Origin of the sequence: Mesorhizobium sp. IMUNJ 23232 (assembly GCF_044326205.1) — a bacterium.
Lineage (GTDB): Bacteria > Pseudomonadota > Alphaproteobacteria > Rhizobiales > Rhizobiaceae > Kumtagia.
Genome location: NZ_JBIRCY010000007.1, coordinates 150,085 through 168,977, shown reverse-complemented (window position 1 = coordinate 168,977; position 18,893 = coordinate 150,085). Strand labels below are relative to the sequence as shown.

The 18,893-nt window shown below is 64.3% G+C and carries 17 protein-coding genes; 8 read left to right on the top strand and 9 right to left on the bottom strand.

Annotated features, from left to right (window positions below; genetic code table 11):
• Nucleotides 1–360 precede the first annotated feature (360 nt).
• The 3 genes from ACH196_RS07535 to ACH196_RS07525 all read right to left on the bottom strand — a co-directional run bounded on the left by ACH196_RS07535 (nucleotide 361) and on the right by ACH196_RS07525 (nucleotide 3,865).
• Nucleotides 361–780 carry a Rid family hydrolase gene (locus ACH196_RS07535; protein WP_396646228.1) on the bottom strand — a complete coding sequence of 140 codons (420 nt, stop codon included), beginning with the start codon at nucleotides 778–780 and terminating at the stop codon, nucleotides 361–363.
• Nucleotides 781–1,308: 528 nt separating this feature from the next.
• Nucleotides 1,309–1,920, bottom strand: a complete 612-nt coding sequence (locus tag ACH196_RS07530; protein WP_396646226.1) for a hypothetical protein — start codon at nucleotides 1,918–1,920, stop codon at nucleotides 1,309–1,311.
• 451 nt (nucleotides 1,921–2,371) lie between these two features.
• Nucleotides 2,372–3,865, bottom strand: coding sequence for a PLP-dependent aminotransferase family protein (locus ACH196_RS07525; RefSeq protein ID WP_396646224.1), 1,494 nt, complete (start codon nucleotides 3,863–3,865; stop codon nucleotides 2,372–2,374).
• A gap of 267 nt (nucleotides 3,866–4,132) precedes the next feature.
• Here ACH196_RS07525 and pgi point away from each other — a divergent pair, with 267 nt between their 5' ends.
• The 7 genes from pgi to ACH196_RS07490 all read left to right on the top strand — a co-directional run bounded on the left by pgi (nucleotide 4,133) and on the right by ACH196_RS07490 (nucleotide 11,623).
• A complete protein-coding gene (pgi, locus tag ACH196_RS07520; RefSeq protein ID WP_396646223.1) occupies nucleotides 4,133–5,773 on the top strand; it encodes a glucose-6-phosphate isomerase in 1,641 nt (546 codons plus the stop codon).
• Nucleotides 5,774–5,785: 12 nt separating this feature from the next.
• A complete protein-coding gene (locus ACH196_RS07515; RefSeq protein ID WP_396646221.1) occupies nucleotides 5,786–6,493 on the top strand; it encodes an HAD family hydrolase in 708 nt (235 codons plus the stop codon).
• Nucleotides 6,494–6,658: 165 nt separating this feature from the next.
• The gene (locus ACH196_RS07510; RefSeq protein ID WP_396646219.1) at nucleotides 6,659–7,294 is read left to right on the top strand and encodes a helix-turn-helix transcriptional regulator; all 636 of its coding nucleotides are present in this window, start codon (nucleotides 6,659–6,661) and stop codon (nucleotides 7,292–7,294) included.
• Nucleotides 7,295–7,309: 15 nt separating this feature from the next.
• Nucleotides 7,310–7,873, top strand: coding sequence for a hypothetical protein (locus ACH196_RS07505; protein WP_396646217.1), 564 nt, complete (start codon nucleotides 7,310–7,312; stop codon nucleotides 7,871–7,873).
• Entirely contained in the window at nucleotides 7,831–8,541 is a 711-nt protein-coding gene (locus tag ACH196_RS07500; protein ID WP_396646215.1) for a hypothetical protein, read from the top strand. Before ACH196_RS07505 ends, ACH196_RS07500 begins: the two co-directional genes overlap by 43 nt.
• Before the next feature lie 239 nt (nucleotides 8,542–8,780).
• A complete protein-coding gene (locus ACH196_RS07495; RefSeq protein WP_396646213.1) occupies nucleotides 8,781–10,823 on the top strand; it encodes a calcium-binding protein in 2,043 nt (680 codons plus the stop codon).
• 134 nt (nucleotides 10,824–10,957) lie between these two features.
• Nucleotides 10,958–11,623, top strand: coding sequence for a class I SAM-dependent methyltransferase (locus tag ACH196_RS07490; protein WP_396646211.1), 666 nt, complete (start codon nucleotides 10,958–10,960; stop codon nucleotides 11,621–11,623).
• Nucleotides 11,624–11,660: 37 nt separating this feature from the next.
• Here ACH196_RS07490 and ACH196_RS07485 read toward each other — a convergent pair whose 3' ends face one another.
• Both ACH196_RS07485 and ACH196_RS07480 read right to left on the bottom strand, forming a co-directional pair.
• Entirely contained in the window at nucleotides 11,661–12,545 is an 885-nt protein-coding gene (locus ACH196_RS07485; protein WP_396646209.1) for an alpha/beta hydrolase, read from the bottom strand.
• Between the two features lie 70 nt (nucleotides 12,546–12,615).
• Nucleotides 12,616–13,203 (bottom strand): TetR family transcriptional regulator, encoded by a 588-nt coding sequence (locus ACH196_RS07480; RefSeq protein ID WP_396646207.1) that lies wholly within the window; start codon nucleotides 13,201–13,203, stop codon nucleotides 12,616–12,618.
• A 90-nt stretch (nucleotides 13,204–13,293) separates the two neighbouring features.
• Between ACH196_RS07480 and ACH196_RS07475 the strand changes: the two genes are divergently transcribed.
• On the top strand, nucleotides 13,294–14,220 hold the full coding sequence (locus ACH196_RS07475; RefSeq protein WP_396646205.1) for an SDR family oxidoreductase: 927 nt from the start codon (nucleotides 13,294–13,296) through the stop codon (nucleotides 14,218–14,220).
• A gap of 87 nt (nucleotides 14,221–14,307) precedes the next feature.
• Here the strand turns inward: ACH196_RS07475 and ACH196_RS07470 are convergent, their stop codons facing one another.
• From ACH196_RS07470 to ACH196_RS07455, 4 genes are all read right to left on the bottom strand, one after another.
• Entirely contained in the window at nucleotides 14,308–15,390 is a 1,083-nt protein-coding gene (locus ACH196_RS07470) for a hypothetical protein (protein WP_396646203.1), read from the bottom strand.
• A complete protein-coding gene (locus ACH196_RS07465; protein ID WP_396646201.1) occupies nucleotides 15,387–16,985 on the bottom strand; it encodes a serine hydrolase in 1,599 nt (532 codons plus the stop codon). The genes ACH196_RS07470 and ACH196_RS07465 overlap by 4 nt, the downstream gene beginning before the upstream one ends.
• A 191-nt stretch (nucleotides 16,986–17,176) precedes the next feature.
• Nucleotides 17,177–17,854: a glutathione S-transferase family protein gene (locus tag ACH196_RS07460; RefSeq protein WP_396646199.1), complete on the bottom strand. Its 678-nt coding sequence runs from the start codon at nucleotides 17,852–17,854 to the stop codon at nucleotides 17,177–17,179.
• Between the two features lie 106 nt (nucleotides 17,855–17,960).
• Nucleotides 17,961–18,797 (bottom strand): MerR family transcriptional regulator, encoded by an 837-nt coding sequence (locus ACH196_RS07455; RefSeq protein WP_396646197.1) that lies wholly within the window; start codon nucleotides 18,795–18,797, stop codon nucleotides 17,961–17,963.
• Nucleotides 18,798–18,893: the final 96 nt, after the last annotated feature.

The window sequence follows — 18,893 nt, the reverse complement described above, 5'->3', positions numbered from 1 at the left end:
CGACGGCGTGCCTCAGGGGCCTCCCGGCCTAGGCATAGGGCCGTTCGAAAAAGAATGTCATGCCTGTAAAGCCAAGCAGAATCAGGGAGTTGTCGGCAACCCGCGTGGATTATTGCGGAACAAGCATGACCAAGTGGCCGATAAAGCGGCGGTCGGGACACACCGATCAAAATGGGACACAGCGCTCAGCCAGCATCCATCTCCCCCACGGCGACGAGCATCCGCCATGGCGACGGGCATGACCAGAATATCCTGCAGCGCCTCCCGAGTCTTCTTGATTGCCGGACTTCCACCTATCAAGTCCACCGCCGCCTCGAGAGGGCATCCGAGCAATTGGAAGCAGCCGCAAGCGGGTTGTTGTCAGCCCCTGAAAGCGGTGACGCGGATTTCGACGTGCATCTTCGGGTCGCCGAGCACCGCAACGCCCAGGCAGGTCCATATCGGCTTGTGGGCCGGCATGCGCAGGCGGAACTGCCGCGCCATCTCCGCCGTGGCGGCAAGGATCGTCCCGTCCGGTTCCGGCGTATGGTAGGAATTGACGTGCGCGACATCGGCCCAGCCGAGCCCGACCTGTTTCAGCATGAAGGCCACATTGTCGAAGGCCTGGTTGATCTCCGTCTCGATCGGAACGCCGACCGGGAAATCGAGCGTATCGGGATGCCAGCCGCCCTGGCCGGACAGTTCGACCCTGCCGTCGACTTCCATCGCCATCGAATAGTTGTAGTCCCTGGCACTCTTTTCGCCCCAGGCTCCGGGAGCATGAAGCGTGAATCTTGGCATGCTTGCCTCTCATTGGAAGTGTCGCCAGGCTATCTTGGCAAGCCTCGAATTTCAAACGGACCAACTGCCCAGCCCCTTCGAGCAAGGGCGGACGACTCGGAAGAGTGGCTCGACAGGATCGTGAAGAAGATTGCGAAGGCACTGCCACCGAAGTACCAAAAGCAGCGCAAGGCGGGCTAAACGACAGTGGGCTTTCTTGTTCAACTGGTTGCGGATGTCACGGCAATGATGGCGGTGCCATGGTTGCAAAAATGGCGGTATTCGCTTCCGGTGGTAGTGGCGATTTCGGCAGTTGTGATTGCGCTCACGATCGCCGCTGCGCCCGAATGACCGGTTGCGACAATCTCTACCGTGGTCTAAGGACGTTTCCGAAGGACTAAAGGATTATTGCACCAGCTTGAGTGCTCTTCGCTCGTCCGTTCTATCATTCCATATCTAAGAGGTTGCCCATTTAATCCACCGGGCGGGCATTGCCCTCGGCAGAAAATCAGGGCAGGAATATGTTCCTGGATGAGTGAGGTTGTCAGTTCATGCTGCCGGTGATGCTGGCCAGATTCTTTCCCGAATTGTCTTCACCTGCGTTCTATCAAACAGGCCATGGTCCCTTATTAACTCATCATATTCGGCCTGATATTTCACTAGCCGGGTCTTGATCGCGTCAAAAAGCCACCATGGGAAAGGCTCGCCGAAATCGTAAGGGTCCTTGTCGACAATCCCGGCGGAGCGTAGCGACATATAGACATCGACGTGGCGCAGAAATTCCATGAGTTTCTTTTCCAGGTCTTCATCCATATCCGCCAAATGAATGTTCGCCTGTATGATTTTCGCGATTTCGAGGTTATTCGGCAGCAGCACATTTTTGTCGATCTCATAGCCTAGTGTGCTCTTGTCACCCTCCTTCCTGTTGGTCCTCTCTAGTATCCGCTCCCAAACCACGTTATCTCGCTGTAAGCGGATGTAGATGGGCCAATAGAACTGCGACAGTCGGCGCTCCAAGTAGTCCGCACGTATCTTCCAAGCGTTTAGCCGCACGTCATCGTAATTAGCAAAATAGCGGTCCCAGACGCTCTTGGCCGCAAAACCGAGCACGCCGAAGACGCCGCCAGAAATTAACGCTGCAATGGTTGGGCTGTCCGCCACGGTCATACTCTAACTAGGTTACCGAAGGTAGAATGCCGCAGCGCAAAGTACAATAAGACTAATGATAGAACCTCTGAGAAGAACCATTGCGGTCAGGGCTGCCAGTGCTGCAGGCACCCAGGCGATGGCTACGATCCGCACTTCCAAAGGCCAGGTCGGGAATCCATGCCTCGACATCACTGAAGCCAGAGCCCTTCGGGACTGAAGCCAGAGCCCCTCAGGGTAATTGGCTCGCGCCGCCGTCCGTCAATATCAAACTGCGTGAACGCCATAGCTGTTCTTCACGGGGAGAAGATGCCAACAGGCAGTTGAGGTGGCTTGGACAGTTGGAAATTGAAGCCTTCGTGAGAGCAGGTGACGTTTCACGGAGCCTACGTTTGCGATCCGACGCCCGACGTCGAACCGCATTGGCCGGGCCATCTGTCAGCCCGGCCTGCTTCGCAACCGCCGCTTACGCCGCCGCCGGCCGTCTCCCCGCTGCTGTCGCCAACTCGCGGATGCCGGGTTCGATGTGCTGCAGCGCGATCGACGAGATGCCGAGCCGCATGAAGCGCGTCGGCTTCGGCGTCTGGTCGAAGAAGCGGTCGCCCGGCTCGATGATGACGCTGCGCGCCGACGCGGCTTCGGCGAGGCCGCGCGAATCGATGCCGCGCGGGCCTTCGAGCCACAGCGATGTGCCGCCGGCCGAATCCGTCGAGCGCCATTCCGGCAGGAAGGCGGAGATGGCATGCGACAGGCGCTTGCGGCGCTCCTCGAAGGCGGCCGACAGCCGGCGCACCAGCGCCTCGTGATGGCCGAGCGACAGGAACAGCGCCACGGCGCGCTGGTTGTTGGCCGGCGGATGGCGCAGCATGAAGCGGCGCAGCGCGCGCAACTCGGCGATCAGCGGGGCAGGGGCGACGATGTAGCCCATGCGCAGGCCGGGCGCCAACGTCTTCGACATTGAGCCGACATAGATGACGCGCCCGGAGCGGTCGAGGCTCTTCAGCGCCTGCTGCGGCGCCTCGTCGATGAGCTGGCTATCATAGCCGTCCTCGATGACGATCTGGTCGTTGCGGCTGGCGCGCGCCAGGAGGTCCTGGCGGCGCTCGGCGCTCATCGGCACCATGGTCGGGCAATGGTGGCTGGGGGTGACGAAGACGAAATTGGCGTCGTCGGGGATCGAGGACGTGACGATACCCGAGCGGTCGACCGGCACCGGCGCGATGTCGGCGCCGGCCAGCCGGAAGATCGAGCGGGCGTCGGGGTAGCCGGGATCCTCCATCGCCACCTTCGTGCCTTTCGTCATCAAGAGCGTCGACAGCATGTAGAGCGCGTTCTGAGCCCCGAGCGTCACAATGATCTCGTCGGGATTGGCGAAGATGCCGCGCCGGGGCAGGAGCCGCGCCTGGATCTGCTCGATCAGCAGCGGGTCGTCACGGTCGACCATGTCGGCCGCCCAGTTGCGGATTTCGAGAACGGCCAGCGCCATGCGGTTGCATTCGCGCCATTCGGCGGTGGGGAACAGCGCCGGGTCGAACTGGCCGTATACGAACGGATAGGACGACTTGATCCAGTTCTCATGTTTGGCCGGGCGCGGCATCTCGCTCGGCGCGAACTGGCGCAGTGCCTTCCAGTCCACCTCGCTGGTGGTGTCGGGCTGCTTCAGATGCGGCTTGGCCGGGGTGGCGAGCACTTCCGGATTGACGAAATGGCCGCGCCGCTCGCGGGCGACCAGAAAACCCTGGTCCACCAGTTGCTGGAAGGCGAGCACCACCGTGCCGCGCGCCACGCCGAGTTTTTCCGCGAGGATGCGGCAGGACGGAAGCGGCATGGAGGCTGCGATCTGGCGGTCGAGAATGGCGGCGACGATCGCCTGGCGGATCTGCGCCTGCAAGGTCTGGCCGGACTCGGCCGAGATGCGGAACAGGCCGGACCATATGGCCGCGTCGTTTCTCTGGGGCATCGGGCGTTCCTCGAAGCTGGAATCGATTTCATCGGTCGCTACTGGACCAGAGAATGCTATTCCTGGTCCAATAGGTTGCGCCAATCAAAAATTCTGATCCCTAGGATTTGTGCCAGTGATGCTTGGACGCCGGGCCAGTGGCGGCGGGAGGCGCGCGTGTGATGCTAATCGATTGAACTGTTCGCGCAAAACTGTCCCCTCGCGGCGCAAGGCGTGCTAGGTCTGGTAAAATTTCCGCCGCACCCCGTGAGCAACCGGAGTACCGCCGTGACCAGCACCGCCGTTAAGACCGCGCTCGACGCGCTGAAAGCCCACCACAAAAAGGCTCCCGCCGACATGCGAAAGGCCTTTGCCGACGATGCCGGGCGTTTCCAAGAATTCTCGCTGACCGACGGCGACCTTTTGCTCGACTGGTCGAAATGCGCGGTCGACGCCGAGACGATGCGGTTGCTGGCGGCGCTGGCTGGAGCGGCGAAGGTGGAAGAACGCCGCGCCGCGATGTTTGCGGGTGAGAAGATCAACATCACCGAGAATCGCGCCGTGCTGCATACGGCGCTGCGCAACCCGCCGGGCACGACCGTCATGGTCGACGGCGAAAACGTAATGCCCGAGGTGCATGCCGTGCTCGACGCCATGCAGCGTTTTTCCGACGCGGTGCGCAGCGGCGAGTCGCGTGGCGAGACCGGCAAGAAGATCACCGACGTGGTGAATATCGGCATCGGCGGCTCGGACCTCGGCCCGGTGATGGCGACGCTGGCGCTGGCGCCCTATCACGACGGGCCACGCTCGCATTTCGTGTCGAACATCGACGGCGCGCATATGCACGACACGCTGAAGGGTCTGTCGCCGGAAACGACGCTGTTCATCATCGCGTCCAAGACCTTCACCACGGTGGAAACGATGACCAACGCCGAGACGGCGCGCAAATGGATGGCGGCCGCCCTCGGCGAGGCGGCAACGGCAAAACACTTTTGCGCCGTGTCGACCGCGCTGGAGAAGGTGGCGGCCTTCGGCATCGCGCCGGACCGGGTGTTCGGCTTCTGGGACTGGGTCGGCGGCCGCTATTCGCTGTGGGGGGCGATCGGCCTGCCGATCATGATCGCCATTGGCGCCGATAATTTTCGCGCGTTTCTGGCCGGCGCGCATGAGATGGACGAGCATTTCCGCACCACGCCGCTGCTTGAAAACCTGCCGGCGGTGATGGGGCTGGTCGGCTACTGGCATCGCGTGGTGTGCGGCTACCCGGCGCGCGCCGTCATTCCCTACGACCAGCATTTGTCGCGGCTGCCGGCCTATCTGCAGCAGCTCGACATGGAATCCAACGGCAAGGGTGTCACGCTCGATGGCGCCAAGGCCACGACGCCGACCGGCCCGCTGGTCTGGGGCGAGCCCGGCACCAACGGCCAGCACGCCTTCTTTCAGTTGCTGCATCAGGGCACGGACTTCATTCCGGTCGAATTCCTGGCGGCGGCGGAAGGTCACGAGCCGGAGCTGAAGCATCATCACGATCTGCTGCTGGCCAATGTGCTGGCGCAGTCGGAAGCGCTGATGAAGGGCCGCACACTGGAGGAGGCCAAGGCCCAGATGCTGGGCAAGGGCATGAAGGCGGACGAGGTGGAAAAAATCGCGCCGCACCGCGTCTTCACCGGCAACCGGCCCTCGATGACGATCCTCTACAAGATCCTCGACCCGCGCACGCTGGGCCGGCTGATCGCGCTCTACGAGCACCGCGTCTTCGTCGAGGGAGCGCTGTTTGACATCAATTCCTTCGACCAGTGGGGCGTCGAGCTCGGCAAGGAACTGGCGACCGCGCTGCTGCCTGTCGTGGAAGGGAAGAAGGATGCCGCCGGCGACGCCTCGACGGCAGGGCTGGTGGCGCATATTCGGGCACTGAGACGGGAAGGGTAGGGGCAGCCAATCTTGCACGACATTCGGGGAATCCTGTTCGACAAGGACGGGACGCTGGTCGACTTCCAGGCGACGTGGTTCGCCATTGGCGACAGGCTGGCGATGCAGGCCGCGAGCGGCGACCGCGACAAGGCCGATGCGCTGATGACCATCGCCGGCTACGATTTCGAGCGGCACTGCTTTCGGGCGGATTCGGTGTTCGCAGCCGGCACCAATGCGGACATCGTGGCGCTGTGGTATCCGCAAGTGCCGCCGGCGGAACGCGCGGAGATGACCGTCGGCTTCGACCGGTTCACGGCCGAGGAGGGCGCGGCGCAATCCGTGCCGCTGCCCGGCAGCCAGGAGGCTATCGCGGCGCTGCATGCGGCGGGGTTCCGGCTGGGCGTCGCGACCAACGATTCCACCGGCGGCGCGGAAAAGACGCTGCTGGCGCTGGGTGTCGCGCAGATGTTCGACGCGGCTTACGGCTATGACGGCGTCGCCAATCCGAAACCGGCGCCGGACGCCGTCCACGCCTTCTGCGACCTGACTGGACTAAAACCTTCGCAGGTCGCGATGGTGGGCGACAATCGCCACGACCTCGAAATGGCGCACGCCGCCGGCGCTGGCCTTGCGGTGGCAGTGCTGTCAGGCACCGGCACGCGCGAAAGCCTGGAGCCGATCGCCGACGTGGTCCTGAACTCGATCGCTGAACTGCCGGGGTATTTGGCGACGAAGTAAGCGAGCGCTGGCTTAAGCCCTGACCGTCGGCTCGCCAATTGGCACGCCGCAACCAACAGCTTCGATGCCGATTGTTGCGCCGCGCGGCCAGCCGGAGCAGAATGGCGGCAGTCATGCCATGCGACGACCGTGCGGGGCCGCTGCCGGCCCCCGGGGAGACAAGCAATGGACTGGAGCAAGGGGCGCGGCCGGCTGATCCTGATTGCAGGCGCAGTGGGGACTTTCTGCCTGTTGCTCGGCCTGGAGGCTTTCCGGGAGGAGGAGGACATCACGGTCGCGGATATTCTGACGGAAGCCGTGGGCATCGCGCTTCTCGTCGGTTGCTCGGCCTGTGTCGCGCTGCTGTCTTCGCGCCTGCGCGAACAGGAGGCCGATAGCTACGACCTGCGCGACGAGATCGCGCGACTGCGCGAGCGCGACACGCAATGGCGCTCCGGCCTGGCGGACCATTTCCAGGAGCTCGGCGCCGCGATCCAGCGCCAGTTTGCCGCCTGGGGTTGTACGCAGGCAGAGCAGGAGGTCGGGCTTCTGCTGATAAAGGGCTTCAGCCACAAGGAGATCGCGCGCATTCGCGGTGCGAGCGAGGCGACCATCCGCCAGCAGGCGACCACGCTCTACCACAAGGCCGAGCTGTCGGGCCGGGCGGCACTGTCCGCATATTTCCTTGAAGAGCTGCTGCTGCCGCCGCGCCCGGTGCCGCCGTCATTGGCCTCCGGCGGTGGCCTCGCTCGCCCTGAGATGTCGGAGGCGCTGACCGCCGCATCGCACCGGGCCGAGCGCGGCAGTTTTCCGTCGTCCTGATTCTTCGAACGGACCATGGGCGCCGGACAGGTTTGCGGCACATCCAGCGGGAGGTCGCGAACCGCGCGCATTCTGGGCTTGCTTCTTGGCGGCCTGTTGTCGCTGGCATTGTCCACGGCGGTCGAGGCCGAAGAAGACGAGCTGAGCGAAATCGTCGAGGAATGCACGGCGCCCTGCGCGGAATTTGAAATTACGACCGAGCTTCAAGGCGACCGGGTGTTCGCGGCCACACCACCGGCCCTGAAATCCTATGTGCTTCAGCCGACCATCACGGCCGACCTGGTGGTGGCGCCGACCGACTATCTGCGACTGGCAACGTCCATCATCACCGAGCCGGTCGTGGACCCGGCGCCGGGCGCGGATGCGGTCTTTGCTGGCATCGGCACCTATGTGGCCGAATTGTACACCATGGTCGAGGCTGGTCCCACGACAACGCGGCTGGGAAAATTCGACACGATCTTCAGTCTCTTCAGCGAAGTGGCCCCGGGGATCAACGCCGACGATCTGGCGTCCGACTTCGACGCGGACGAGCGCATGTGGGTGGGGAAGTTGTCCTCGGCTTCGAAGGCCTCGGCTTGAACCATGCGCTGGCGGCGACCTTGTTCAGCACGGATCGCACGGTGCTCAGCGAATCGCTCTTCACCAACCGGGGCAGGACCACTTTGGCGGAAGGCGGCGCGGGCAACACCAAGGGCCTGTCGTCGTTCTCGATCACGCTTGACGGCTGCGAAGGTTCGGAACCGGCGGATTGCTATTGGGACGGCGAATTCGGCTACAGGTTGGGCTTTCGCTACCAGAAGGCGGGGCAACCGACCGAGGAGGACATCGAAGACGGCGTGAAAACCGGCGACGAAATGGCTTACCTGGCGGCGGCGGCCAGGAGTTTCGAACTGGACGACATGACACTCAGGCTGCTGGGCGAGGTGGCCTTTCTCCGGCATTTCGATGGGGGCGAGGACGATGCCTTGATGGTCACAGGTTCCGCCGCGCTCGAGGCGGACGACCTGACCTACATTGCGAGCTACACGCAGCAGGTGAACATGATCGCCGACGGCCCGGATACCAGCGAGCACCTAGCCGATTTCGAGGTGCTCTATTCGCCCGATGGCGACAAGCCGTTGGCTGAAACCTCATGGCAACTCGCCGCGGCCTACACCTTCGCGATGAATGCGGAACACGAAAAAGCTCACATGTTCAGCGTTCGCGCGGTGTTCAATTTCAGCGGCGAGGTAGAGTTTGGCCGGTAGGCTGCCTGGCTTGTCGAGTCCGGCCTCGCGATTAGAAGGCTGTATTCCCGTACTCTCGTTGGTTGTTCTGGCCCGCCGGAGCACTCACATCCGTAGGATGAACCGTGCAAACAATTGAAAAGGCGAAGGGTTCTCCAGGCTAACACCTGCCGGATTTCGGTAGGCTCCCAGCCACTCCATGCTCGGTCCGTTGCGGCGCGTACCCGCCCGCAACGCAACCCCGCCCCGGAGGACATGCCATGCCAATTCTGCCCAACTTCGCCGCCGCCAAATTCAGCAATTCCACCGACATCGACAACCCGTTCTTCCCGCTGCCCGAAGGCACGATCAACAGCTACGGCGCAGCGATCACCGACCCCGAGACGGGGGAGGTGGAAACCGAGCGCAACGATCATTTCGCCACCTTCGAGACGAAGCTGATCGAGGGCGTCACGGCCACCGTCGTTCGCGACACCGCCTATGCGGACCGCGCGCTGGCCGAGGACACGCTCGACTGGTACGCGCAGGACGATACCGGCAATGTCTGGTATCTCGGCGAGATCGTCGTGAATTACCGCTACGACGATGACGGCAACTTCATCGGCACGGACTTCGACGGGTCGTGGGAGACCGGCGTGGACGGCGCGGCGCCGGGCTGGATCATGCGCGCGGCGCCGAAGGTCGGCGACAGTTATTTTCAGGAACTCTATCCCGGCGTGGCGGAGGATGAGGGCGAGGTGATCGCCACCGGCCTGACCATCACCACCGACTTCGGCACCTACCACAATGTCGTGAAGATTCTCGACACGTCGGGCCTGGAGCCCGGCGTAGGCGCTTTCAAATATTTTGCGCGGGGCATCGGCCAGGTGTTCGAGGAAGAGATCACGCTGCCGGACGAAGAGGTCGAACTTGCCAGCGGCCTGCAGAACCAGCGCCAGGTCGATAACTCGGAGCCCGTCGATCCGGACGATCTTGCCTTTGCGGGAGACGGAACGAAAAAGACAGTCACTTTCCTCGGCGAGGATGCGAACACCAGGAACGCGATCGGCGCCTATTTTTTCGATCCGACGACGGGCGAGATCGGCGAGGCGCGCATCCTCTTTGCCGATACGTCGGTCGCGAAGGCGGGCGCCAAAGCCACGCTGACCGTCCCTGAAGGGCAGTCGCTCGGTCTCTTCCTCATCCCCGACATCGAGAACCTCGGCATCGATCTCGAGGACTATGCGAGCGGCGGCCTGTTTTTCCGCAACTTCCAGACGGGTGATGTCGCGCATCTTTATGACGGCAGCAATGCCACGACCTACACGCCCGGCCCGGCCACGATCTTTGACGGCTTGGCGCCGCTCGTCACCGACGCCGACGGCAATCTGCTGCCGATCCGGGCGTTCCATTCCGCCGGGAACCGCGACGGCTTCAATTTCCTCAATCCCGTGGCCGGCGAAAACGCCCGCGCGGCCGATCTGGAGGACGACGAGGATGATGAGGACGAGGACGATGAGGACGCCTCTGTCGTCAGTTTCGAGGACGGGCTTGCGAGCACCGACGATTTCGACGGCGACTTCGACGACGCCTTCGTGGCCGTCGGCGACTCGCGGCTCAGCCGGGATGAGCTGAACGACCTGGTCGAGGAAATCGGCATCAGCCGGCGCGTCGGCACCGACAGCCGCGACCAGCTCATCGGGCACCGTGACGACGATCAGCTCATCGCACTGAGCGGCAACGATTTCATCCGCGGTCGCGGCGGCGACGACCAGATCGAGGCGGGCGACGGCAACGACCGCGTCCATGGCGATTCCGGTGACGACGAGATTTTTGGCGAGGTGGGCAACGACACGCTCTGCGGCGGCAAGGGCAACGATACGGTCGAAGGGGGCGAAGGCAACGACCGCCTCGGCGGTGGGGCCGGCAAGGACGAGCTTTCCGGCGACGAGGGCAATGACAGGCTCTACGGCGGCAATGGCTTCGACGATCTCAAGGGAGGCGAGGGGGACGATCGGGTCTGGGCCGGCGGCGGCGGGGCGCGGATGTCCGGCGGCGCGGGCGACGATGTGCTCTACGGCAAGACTGGGGCCAAGGACGTCTTCGTTTTCGAGTTGAGCCCGTTCGGCGATGACCTGATCCGCTACTTCGACAACGGCAAGGACCGCATCGAGATCGCAACTTATCTCGACGTGGAGGGTTTCGACGACATCGAGGTCGAACAACAGGGACAATCGACCGTGCTGACCTTCGCCGAGGGAACGGTCGAAATCCTCAATTTCAATTCCGCGCTGGTCGACGCCTCCGATTTCCGCTTCGTCTGACAAGGGCGGGGGCTGCATGATCGGGCCGCCTGCGGCGCGGCGGACGGCCCGATCGCGAATTGCCCGGACCGGGCGAGCAACGCGCATGATGTGCGACGCTTCGCTCGCGCATCGAAAACACCTAGTTTGCGCGGATGCAGTTCGATTCCTCGCAATTCATCCGCGCCAACCTGCGGCTTGCCCCGGTGCTATCGCTGCCGGAGATCCGCCTGCACATGGCGACGCCGGCAAGCGGGCTGTGGCGACTCGCAGGCAGAGGCGCCGCCGCCATCCCGCCCTATTGGGCCTATCCCTGGGCGGGCGGGTTGGTGCTTGCCCGGTATGTCCTCGACCATGCCGAGATCGTCGCCGGACGACGCGTGCTCGACCTGGGTGCCGGGTCGGGTCTTGTCGGTATCGCCGCCGCGAAAGCCGGCGCGGCGCGGGTGTTCGCCGCCGAGACGGACAGCCATGCGCGTATCGCCGTCGGGCTCAACGCGGCCGAAAACGGCGCAGCGGTCGAGCTGTTCGAGGGCGATGTGCTGGCCGGAGCGCCGCCCGCCGCCGACATCGTGCTGGCGGGAGACGTGTTCTATGACAAGGATGTTGCCGCGCGAATGCTGGTCTTTCTCGACCGGTGTCTTGCGGCCGGCATCGCGGTGCTCGTCGGTGATCCGGGCCGCGCCCACCTGCCGCGCGGCCGCCTGCGAGCCGTCGCGGAATATGCCGTGGCGGATGTTGGCGACGGAGCCGCGCGGACGCCCGCTTGGGTTTATCGGCTCGAACCGCCCGCAGGCCGGGGCAACGCGCCCACGGTCTGACGGTCGTTGCGCATGACGGCTTGGACCCGCGCGGAAGTCAGCCGCCCAGCGCCTCGGCGATGAAACGGCCGGCCGATTGCGTGGCCTGACGCCCTGCGGTGAGCTTTGCCGACCACAGATGCCATGCATGGATCATGTGCGGCCAGACCTCCAGCCTTGTCGGCACATCAGACGCGCCGAGTTTTCCGGCGATCCGCACGGCATCGTCGAGCAGCGTTTCCGCCGATCCGACCTGCACCAGAACTGGCGGCAGGCCGGAAAGGTCGGCATGCAGTGGGGAAACCAGCGGGTCACGCGGATCGTGGCCGGCAAGATAGTTGGCGGTGAGCTGCTCCAGATAGTCGCGATGGATAAGCGGATCGATGGCCGCCTTGCTGTCGATGGTGGCGCCGGTCATTTGCAGGTCGACCCAGGGTGACACCAGCCACGCGGCGGCCGGCAGCGGCTTTTTCGCGTCGCGCAGGCGCTGCATCAGCGCCAGCGACAGGCCACCGCCGGCGCTGTCGCCGCCGATGGCGATGCGGTTCGGGTCGATGCCCTGGGCAAGCAGGAATTCGAAGGCGGCGGTGGCGTCGTCCAGCGCTGCCGGGAACGGGTTTTCCGGCGCCAGCCGATAAGCCAGCGCCAGCGTGCGGATTTTGGCCGCGCGCCCGGTCTCGCCGACCATGCCGCGATGGCTCTTGATCGAGCCCGAGCAATAGCCGCCGCCGTGAAAATAGAACAGGACTTTTGATGGGTCGCTGCCAAGCGCCAGCGACCATTCCGCCTCGCAACCGCCGACGCTTACCGGCTCGAAGCGTATGTCCGGCGCGACGCCGTAGGCCGATGCGACCGCGTCCAGTCGTTCCCGCCGCTCCGCCAGGCTCGCCGGCCTGGGTTGCGAAGTGAGCAGCGCCCTTACAAGATCGATTTCCTCGCCCATGCTTGTCCCCCGCCAGCTGCTGTCCTGCAAACCATAAGGTGGCGGCGAAGCGAAGGCGAGGCCCGCCGTCCTATGGTCGATCAGCGCCCGAGGATGATGGCCCGGCCACGGCCGCCACGAAGCGCCGCAAACTGTCGGCGACAAACTCCTGCACCGGTTGTTCCGGCCCAAATCCCCACCACAGCAGCGATCCTTGCCAGTGCGAGGCGAGCAGCAGGCCGATGTCTTGCGGAGCGCCGGGCGCCGCGGCGAAGCAAGCGTCGAGCGCATTGCACAACGCGACTTTCCAGGCGGCGCCCCGCGCGCGCAAAACCGGGTCGCGAAAATCCTCGCGCAACACCATCAGTCCCTCGGCATAGGCTTCGATGCCGCCATAGCTGCCGGACAGCGCGACCAGCAGCGCGACGGCGCCCTCCGGCGTCTTCGGCATTTCCGCCGAGAGCCGCGCGGTCTTTTCGTCGAGCGCATCCCAGGCATTCAGCAGGGCGACCTGCTTCAGCCGATCCTTGCCGCCGAAACGCTGCACCAGCGTTGCACCGGAAAGGCCGCTGGCTTTGGCAAGGGCGGAAAAGGTCAGCGCCTCTGGTCCGTCGCGATGGATGATTTCAAGCGCGGCGTCGAGCACATCGCCATCCGGTTTGGTCTTTTTCCGAGGCATCTTGACTCTAATTTATAAACGAACGATCATTTATAAATGACTTTGGTGGAGATGGCCAGAGCCGCGGCGAACGGAATGCAGGAGAAAACGATGGCAAGCGAGAGCAAACAGTCCCTGGAAGGCAAGGTCGCCCTGGTGGCCGGCGCGACGCGCGGCGCCGGCCGTGGCATCGCGACGGAACTCGGCGCGGCAGGTGCGACGGTCTATGTGACCGGCCGCACGACCCGCGACCGGCAGTCGGAATACAAGCGGCCGGAGACGATCGAAGAAACGGCGGACCTTGTCACGGCAGCAGGCGGCAAGGGAATTGCCGTTCGTGTCGATCATCTGGTGCCGCAGGAGGTCGAGGCGTTGGTGGCGCGCATCCGCGCCGAACAAGGCCAGCTCGACGTGCTGGTCAACGATGTCTGGGGTGGCGAAACGCTATTCGAGTGGAACAAGCCGGTCTGGGACCATAACCTGGAAAACGGCTTACGGCTGCTCAGGCTCGGTGTCGATACCCATCTGATCACCGCGCATTTCGCCCTGCCGCTGCTGATCGAGCGGCCGGGCGGGCTGCTGGTCGAGGTGACCGATGGCACGGCGGAATACAATGCCGATCACTACCGGCTGTCGCCCTTCTATGATCTGGCGAAAGTCTCGGTGAACCGCCTGGCCTGGGCGCATGCCAAGGACCTGGCGCCGCACGGCGCGACTTCCGTGTCGATCACGCCCGGCTGGCTGCGTTCGGAAATGATGTTGGGCCACTACGGCGTGAGCGAGGAGAACTGGCGCGACGGGACGAAGATCGTGCCGCATTTCGTCATCTCCGAGACGCCGCGTTTTGTCGGCCGTGCGATTGCGGCGCTCGCCTCCGATCCGGAGCGCGCCCGCTGGAACGGCCAGTCGCTGTCGAGCGGCGGCTTGGCGAGGGTCTACGGCTTCACCGATCTCGACGGTTCGCGGCCCGATGCCTGGCGGTATGTCGTCGAGGTGCAGGATGCCGGCAAGCCGGCTGATGCGACCGGGTATCGGTAGGAGGCATTGGCGCTGGCCGGTCCTGTTGCAGTCGGCGCGGCGTCAGGACCGCGGCTGTCCGAGGGCAGCCCTCCTGGCCAGCGTCGTCTATCGCTTCTGGATCAGCGAGACGTGGACGGCGAGCGGTGTCATCAAAGGTTGTGGCTCAGCAATCACGCGGCGGTGCAGTCCGGATTCGAGCCGGTCGGCAAAGGCTTTGCGGAACGACGTGTCGCGGTCGGGATCGAGCGCGGCGAGCAGTGACGGCCGGAACGGAGCCTGGAAGAAGCCGACATACTGGTCGGCAAGTGTCTTCGCGTCGCCAGTGGCCTGATAGGGTCCCCAGAACGGATCGGGCAGGTCGTTGAGAAAGTCCTCAGCCAGGACGAGGCCGCAAAAATCGCCATTGGCGAATGGCGCGCGCACGTCGGCGGGGTAGCGCTCGTAGCAGAGCACCGTCATGCGCGCTGCTTCGGCCTCGCGCAGCGTGCCGTCGGCCGCCATGGCGTCGAGCTCTGCCTGCGCCCATCCCATCAGGACCGGAAAGGTCGACGGTTCGTCGTCGGGCATACTGGGCTGCACCACCACCAGGCAACCGCCGGGCCGAAGCTCCGCCGCGCGGTGGGTGAGGAATATCAGCCAGTCGTCGGCCGAGCGTCGCTCGAAGGCCCGGCGGGTGTCTCCCGTGGTGAGACGGCACCAGATATGCCCGGCCCCCGCGATTGGGGCGGCGCTCAGCCAATGGATCGCGTAGGAACACCAGCCAAAGGTGACGGAACCGGCAGGCAGCACCTGCTCGTAAAAGGAGCGGCCGACGGCTGAGGTGAAAATGTTCTGCGCGCCGAGATAGCTGTCCTCGCTGTCCCTCAGCAGGCAAAACAGCGTCGAGAAATCATTGTCTGGCTGATCTGTGTGGACGACTGAGACGGGCGAGCTGGCGCCCAGCCGGGCGCGGGTTTCGGCTATCGCCGCGCCGATCGGAACGAGCGAATTGCGCCCCTGCGCACTGCCATAGTCGGCGATGGTGACCGGCCCGTCGCCCAGCGGCATCCGTTCGAATGCCCGGGCGATCGCCGGAAGCCCATGCGCGCCGCCGCCTGCCTGCAGCCGCGAGCGCTCGTTGTAGAAGCCGCCGCGCTCCATCGGCGCCGGCCGGGTCGGCGCATCGGCACCCGGCTTGGCGCCGCTCATCGCTGCCACGTGCCGAGGCCGTTGGCGTCGTAGAAGTTTATGGTGAAGCCGGTGGCAACGCCGTTTTGCATGGCGAAGCGGACGGTGGACTTCGAGCCTGCCGGCGCGTTCTCGCCGGAAGGCGTCATGGCGAAGGTGTCGCCGTCCCAAGAGACTAGGGGGAACACGGTCGGACGGGGGCCGAGCGCGATGGAGAGTTGTTGGCCGTCGGTCCGTACTGTTGCCGTGCCGAAAAACGGGTTGCGGAACTCGCCGACATAGCTGTCGAACGGTTTCGGGGCCTGCGGATTGGCCGGCGGCTGCTCGCCCGCCAGATCGCCCTCGGGGTTGTAGTAGGCCTGCATCAGGCCGTTGTAGAGGGGATACCAGTCGCGGATCGGCGCGCCGTATTGGACCGTATCCATGAACTGGGCGGCGATGCTCTCGGCGGCGCCCACCGGCGAGCCGTTGGTGAGCACGACGATGCCGATATCGGCGGAAGGCAGGATCTGAAAATAGGTACCGGCGCCGAGCAGGAACGCGCCGGAATGGCCCATCCCTGTGCGGCCGTTCGGATTGACGCCGACATTGAAGCCGTAGCCGTAGAAGCCGGAACGCGCGTCGGCCGCGTGTGCGGGGGAGCTGAAGGATTGCGCGGTGATCGCCGGTTGCAGGTCCTTCGCCGCGATGTTCGGCTGGCGCGGAGCGTGACCCACGCCGAGCAGCAGTTTCAGCCATTCGGCGAGATCGACCACGTTGGACGACACGCCGCCCGCCGGCGCCTGTGCGTCGGGGTCGCGGTCATAGAGCGGCTGGAAGCGGCCGTCGACCAGCGCGTGCAGCACGGCGCGGTTCGGCCGCGCCAGATAGTCGGCGTGGCGCGAACTGGTGGAGGTCATGCCGAGCGGCTTGTAGAGAACGTCCTGCGCCAGGTCTTCCCAAGCCTGCCCGGACGCGGCCGCCACCGCCTCGGCGGCGGTGGTCGTGCTGAAATTGGCGTAGTGGTAGGAGGTGCGGAACGAATCCAGCGGCAGTTGAGACAGGCGCGCCAGGATATCGGAGCGCGAAAACCCCAGGTCCTCCAACTCGTCGCCGGCGGCGAAGGGCAGGCCGGTGCGGTGCGCGAAGAAGTCGCCGATGGTGGCGTGGGCGGATACATAGGGGTCGCTCAGCGCAAAACCCGGCAGCCGGCTGGAGACCGGATCATTCCACGAGACGACGCCCTTGGTGACCTGGATCGCGGCGATGGTCGCCGAGATCGACTTGGACACCGACGCGACCTGGAAGACGGTGGTGGGATCGACGGGCGCTGGATCGCCCAGTCTCCTGACGCCGAAACCTTGCGAAAACACAGTCTCGCCGCCATGCACGACGGCAACCGCGACGCCCGGCACCGCGCTGCGCTGCATGATGTCGGAGACATAGCCGGGCAGCGCGGCAAGACCTAGGGTGAGGCCGTTCGCCGCCATCGGCATCACGTCCTCGGACGGTGTCGGCCCGAGCTGGACGGGGAGCGATTGGGCAAGCGCTGGCCCCAACGCCAGCGCCAGCGAGGTCACGACGACAGCCGGGATGCGAAGGGTTTTGCCTGCGATCCGTGTCGAGCCGATGTGCATGGCCGTCCCCCCTTGCCTATGCCGTGCCCGGCACGGTCGGCCGAGCTAGGCGCGGAAAGCTGAACAGGCCCTTAAACGCACGGCGACAATCCACTTTATCCCGCTTCTCGACCGACAAAAAGGGTTTCCGGTCGGCAATGCGCTCCGTCCCGAACCGGGCGGACCCGGGACAGGCGCTTTTCGTGGCGGTCTTAGTGCAGGAAACTTTGGTCCAACCCCATCTGCTCGACGAAAGGTCTTTCGTCGGCCAGCGCCGTCGCAAACGCTTTGCTGGCGACAATCCCGCGAAGATATCTTGCCAAAGCCGGATAGCGGTCCGGATCGACGGGGAAGCCCATATATTGATAGACGATGAAGTTCGAAGCGATCGCGATGTCGGCGATGGTCAGTGCGTCGCCGACCAGGAATTGTCTCGTCGCCTGTGAGTCCAGATAGCCGAAAATCTTCGGCTGCACGGTATCCAGAACAGTATCGACGATTGCCTGGTCGGTCGCCTCCTTGCGGATCTTGGGGTGGACGACCGTCTGGTGGAACAGCGGGTGGATGACGTTTCGGAAGAGAGTTCCGCCGGCATAGGCGTCGAACCACAGCGCGCGGCCGTAGCTGTCGGGGTCTGCCGGCAGGATCGCCGACGAGGGATATGTTCTCTCGAGATAGAGGCAGATGGCCGTCGAGTCCGCCAGCCTGAAATCGCCGTCTTCCATGACCGGGATGAGCCCGGTCGGGCTCAGTTCGTTCCAATTGGATGGCGGATTGCCGGGGATGACCGGAATCACCACCTCCAGCCTGTAATCAAGCTTCTTGAGAATCGCGGTGACGATGGTCTTGCGCGTGTGGACCGACAGCGGAACGCCGTGGATCGTGAGCATTTGGTTTTCCTTTCCACTTGTCTTGGCGCACGGAGGAAGGCGCGGGAACGCTCGCCGGGCGCGCCGTGCCGCGTCCGGGCGAATTGCAATGATGGAGGGCTGTCTGTCAGGCGGCCTTGCGAACCGGGAACTGGATTTCCACCAGCGCCGCCGCGAGGCCTGGCGATCCGACAACGGGTTCGAGGAACACCTCGCGGCAGGAGCCGGCGATTTCGCAGCCGTTCGCCTCGATCCATGTGCCGATGGCGCCGAAGGAGGAGTGGCTCGTCGGATCCGTACCCACTCTGACGATCGTCGCCATGGTTTTGACCGCCGGAAGCTCGCTTGGTTTCAGGACGTGGTCGCCGGCTATGCGCACGCTGGCATTCGAGGGGCGTGTCAGCGAAAAGCCGATCTCAAGTTCGAGTCTCTCGTCTTCGTGATCGTTGCGCGCCACGACGACTAGCTTGTCGCGAAGGGGTATGCGGATCTGACGGCCGCCGTCATCGGCGACCGCACGGATCATGTGCACCGCCTCTTCCATGTCCTGGCAGGAGCACTTCAGCGCCAGGAAGGGCGTGGCGGGGACGGATTTCACGACGACGTCGTACCCATCCATTCCATCTTGCCGGTCGATCTGTGCGATTCGCGATTCGATGTGCCGGAGCCGCGCCTCCTCCTCGCGCAGCGACTGCTCGACCTGCGACCGCTTGATGATCAGCATCCCGCGCAGTTCTGCCGGAGAAATCTCGTTCTGCAGCAGCGGCGCGATCTGGTCGAGCGAAAGACCAAGCTCCTTGAGCGCAAGAATGCGATTCAGGCGCTGAAGCTGCCGTATGCTATAATAGCGATAACCGGTCTCAGGGTCGGTCCGGGCCGGCCGCAGCAGGCCGATCTGGTCGTAGAAGCGCAACTGCCGTCCCGACACCTGGGCGATCTGCGCAAACTCGCCTATTCGAAACACCGACGCCTCCTTATCCGATCATCCGGATACCTTGTGGCGGTTTGACGCGGCGTCAAAGTCAAGCGGAAAAATCAAGGGCGGCGGCAAGCGCTTATT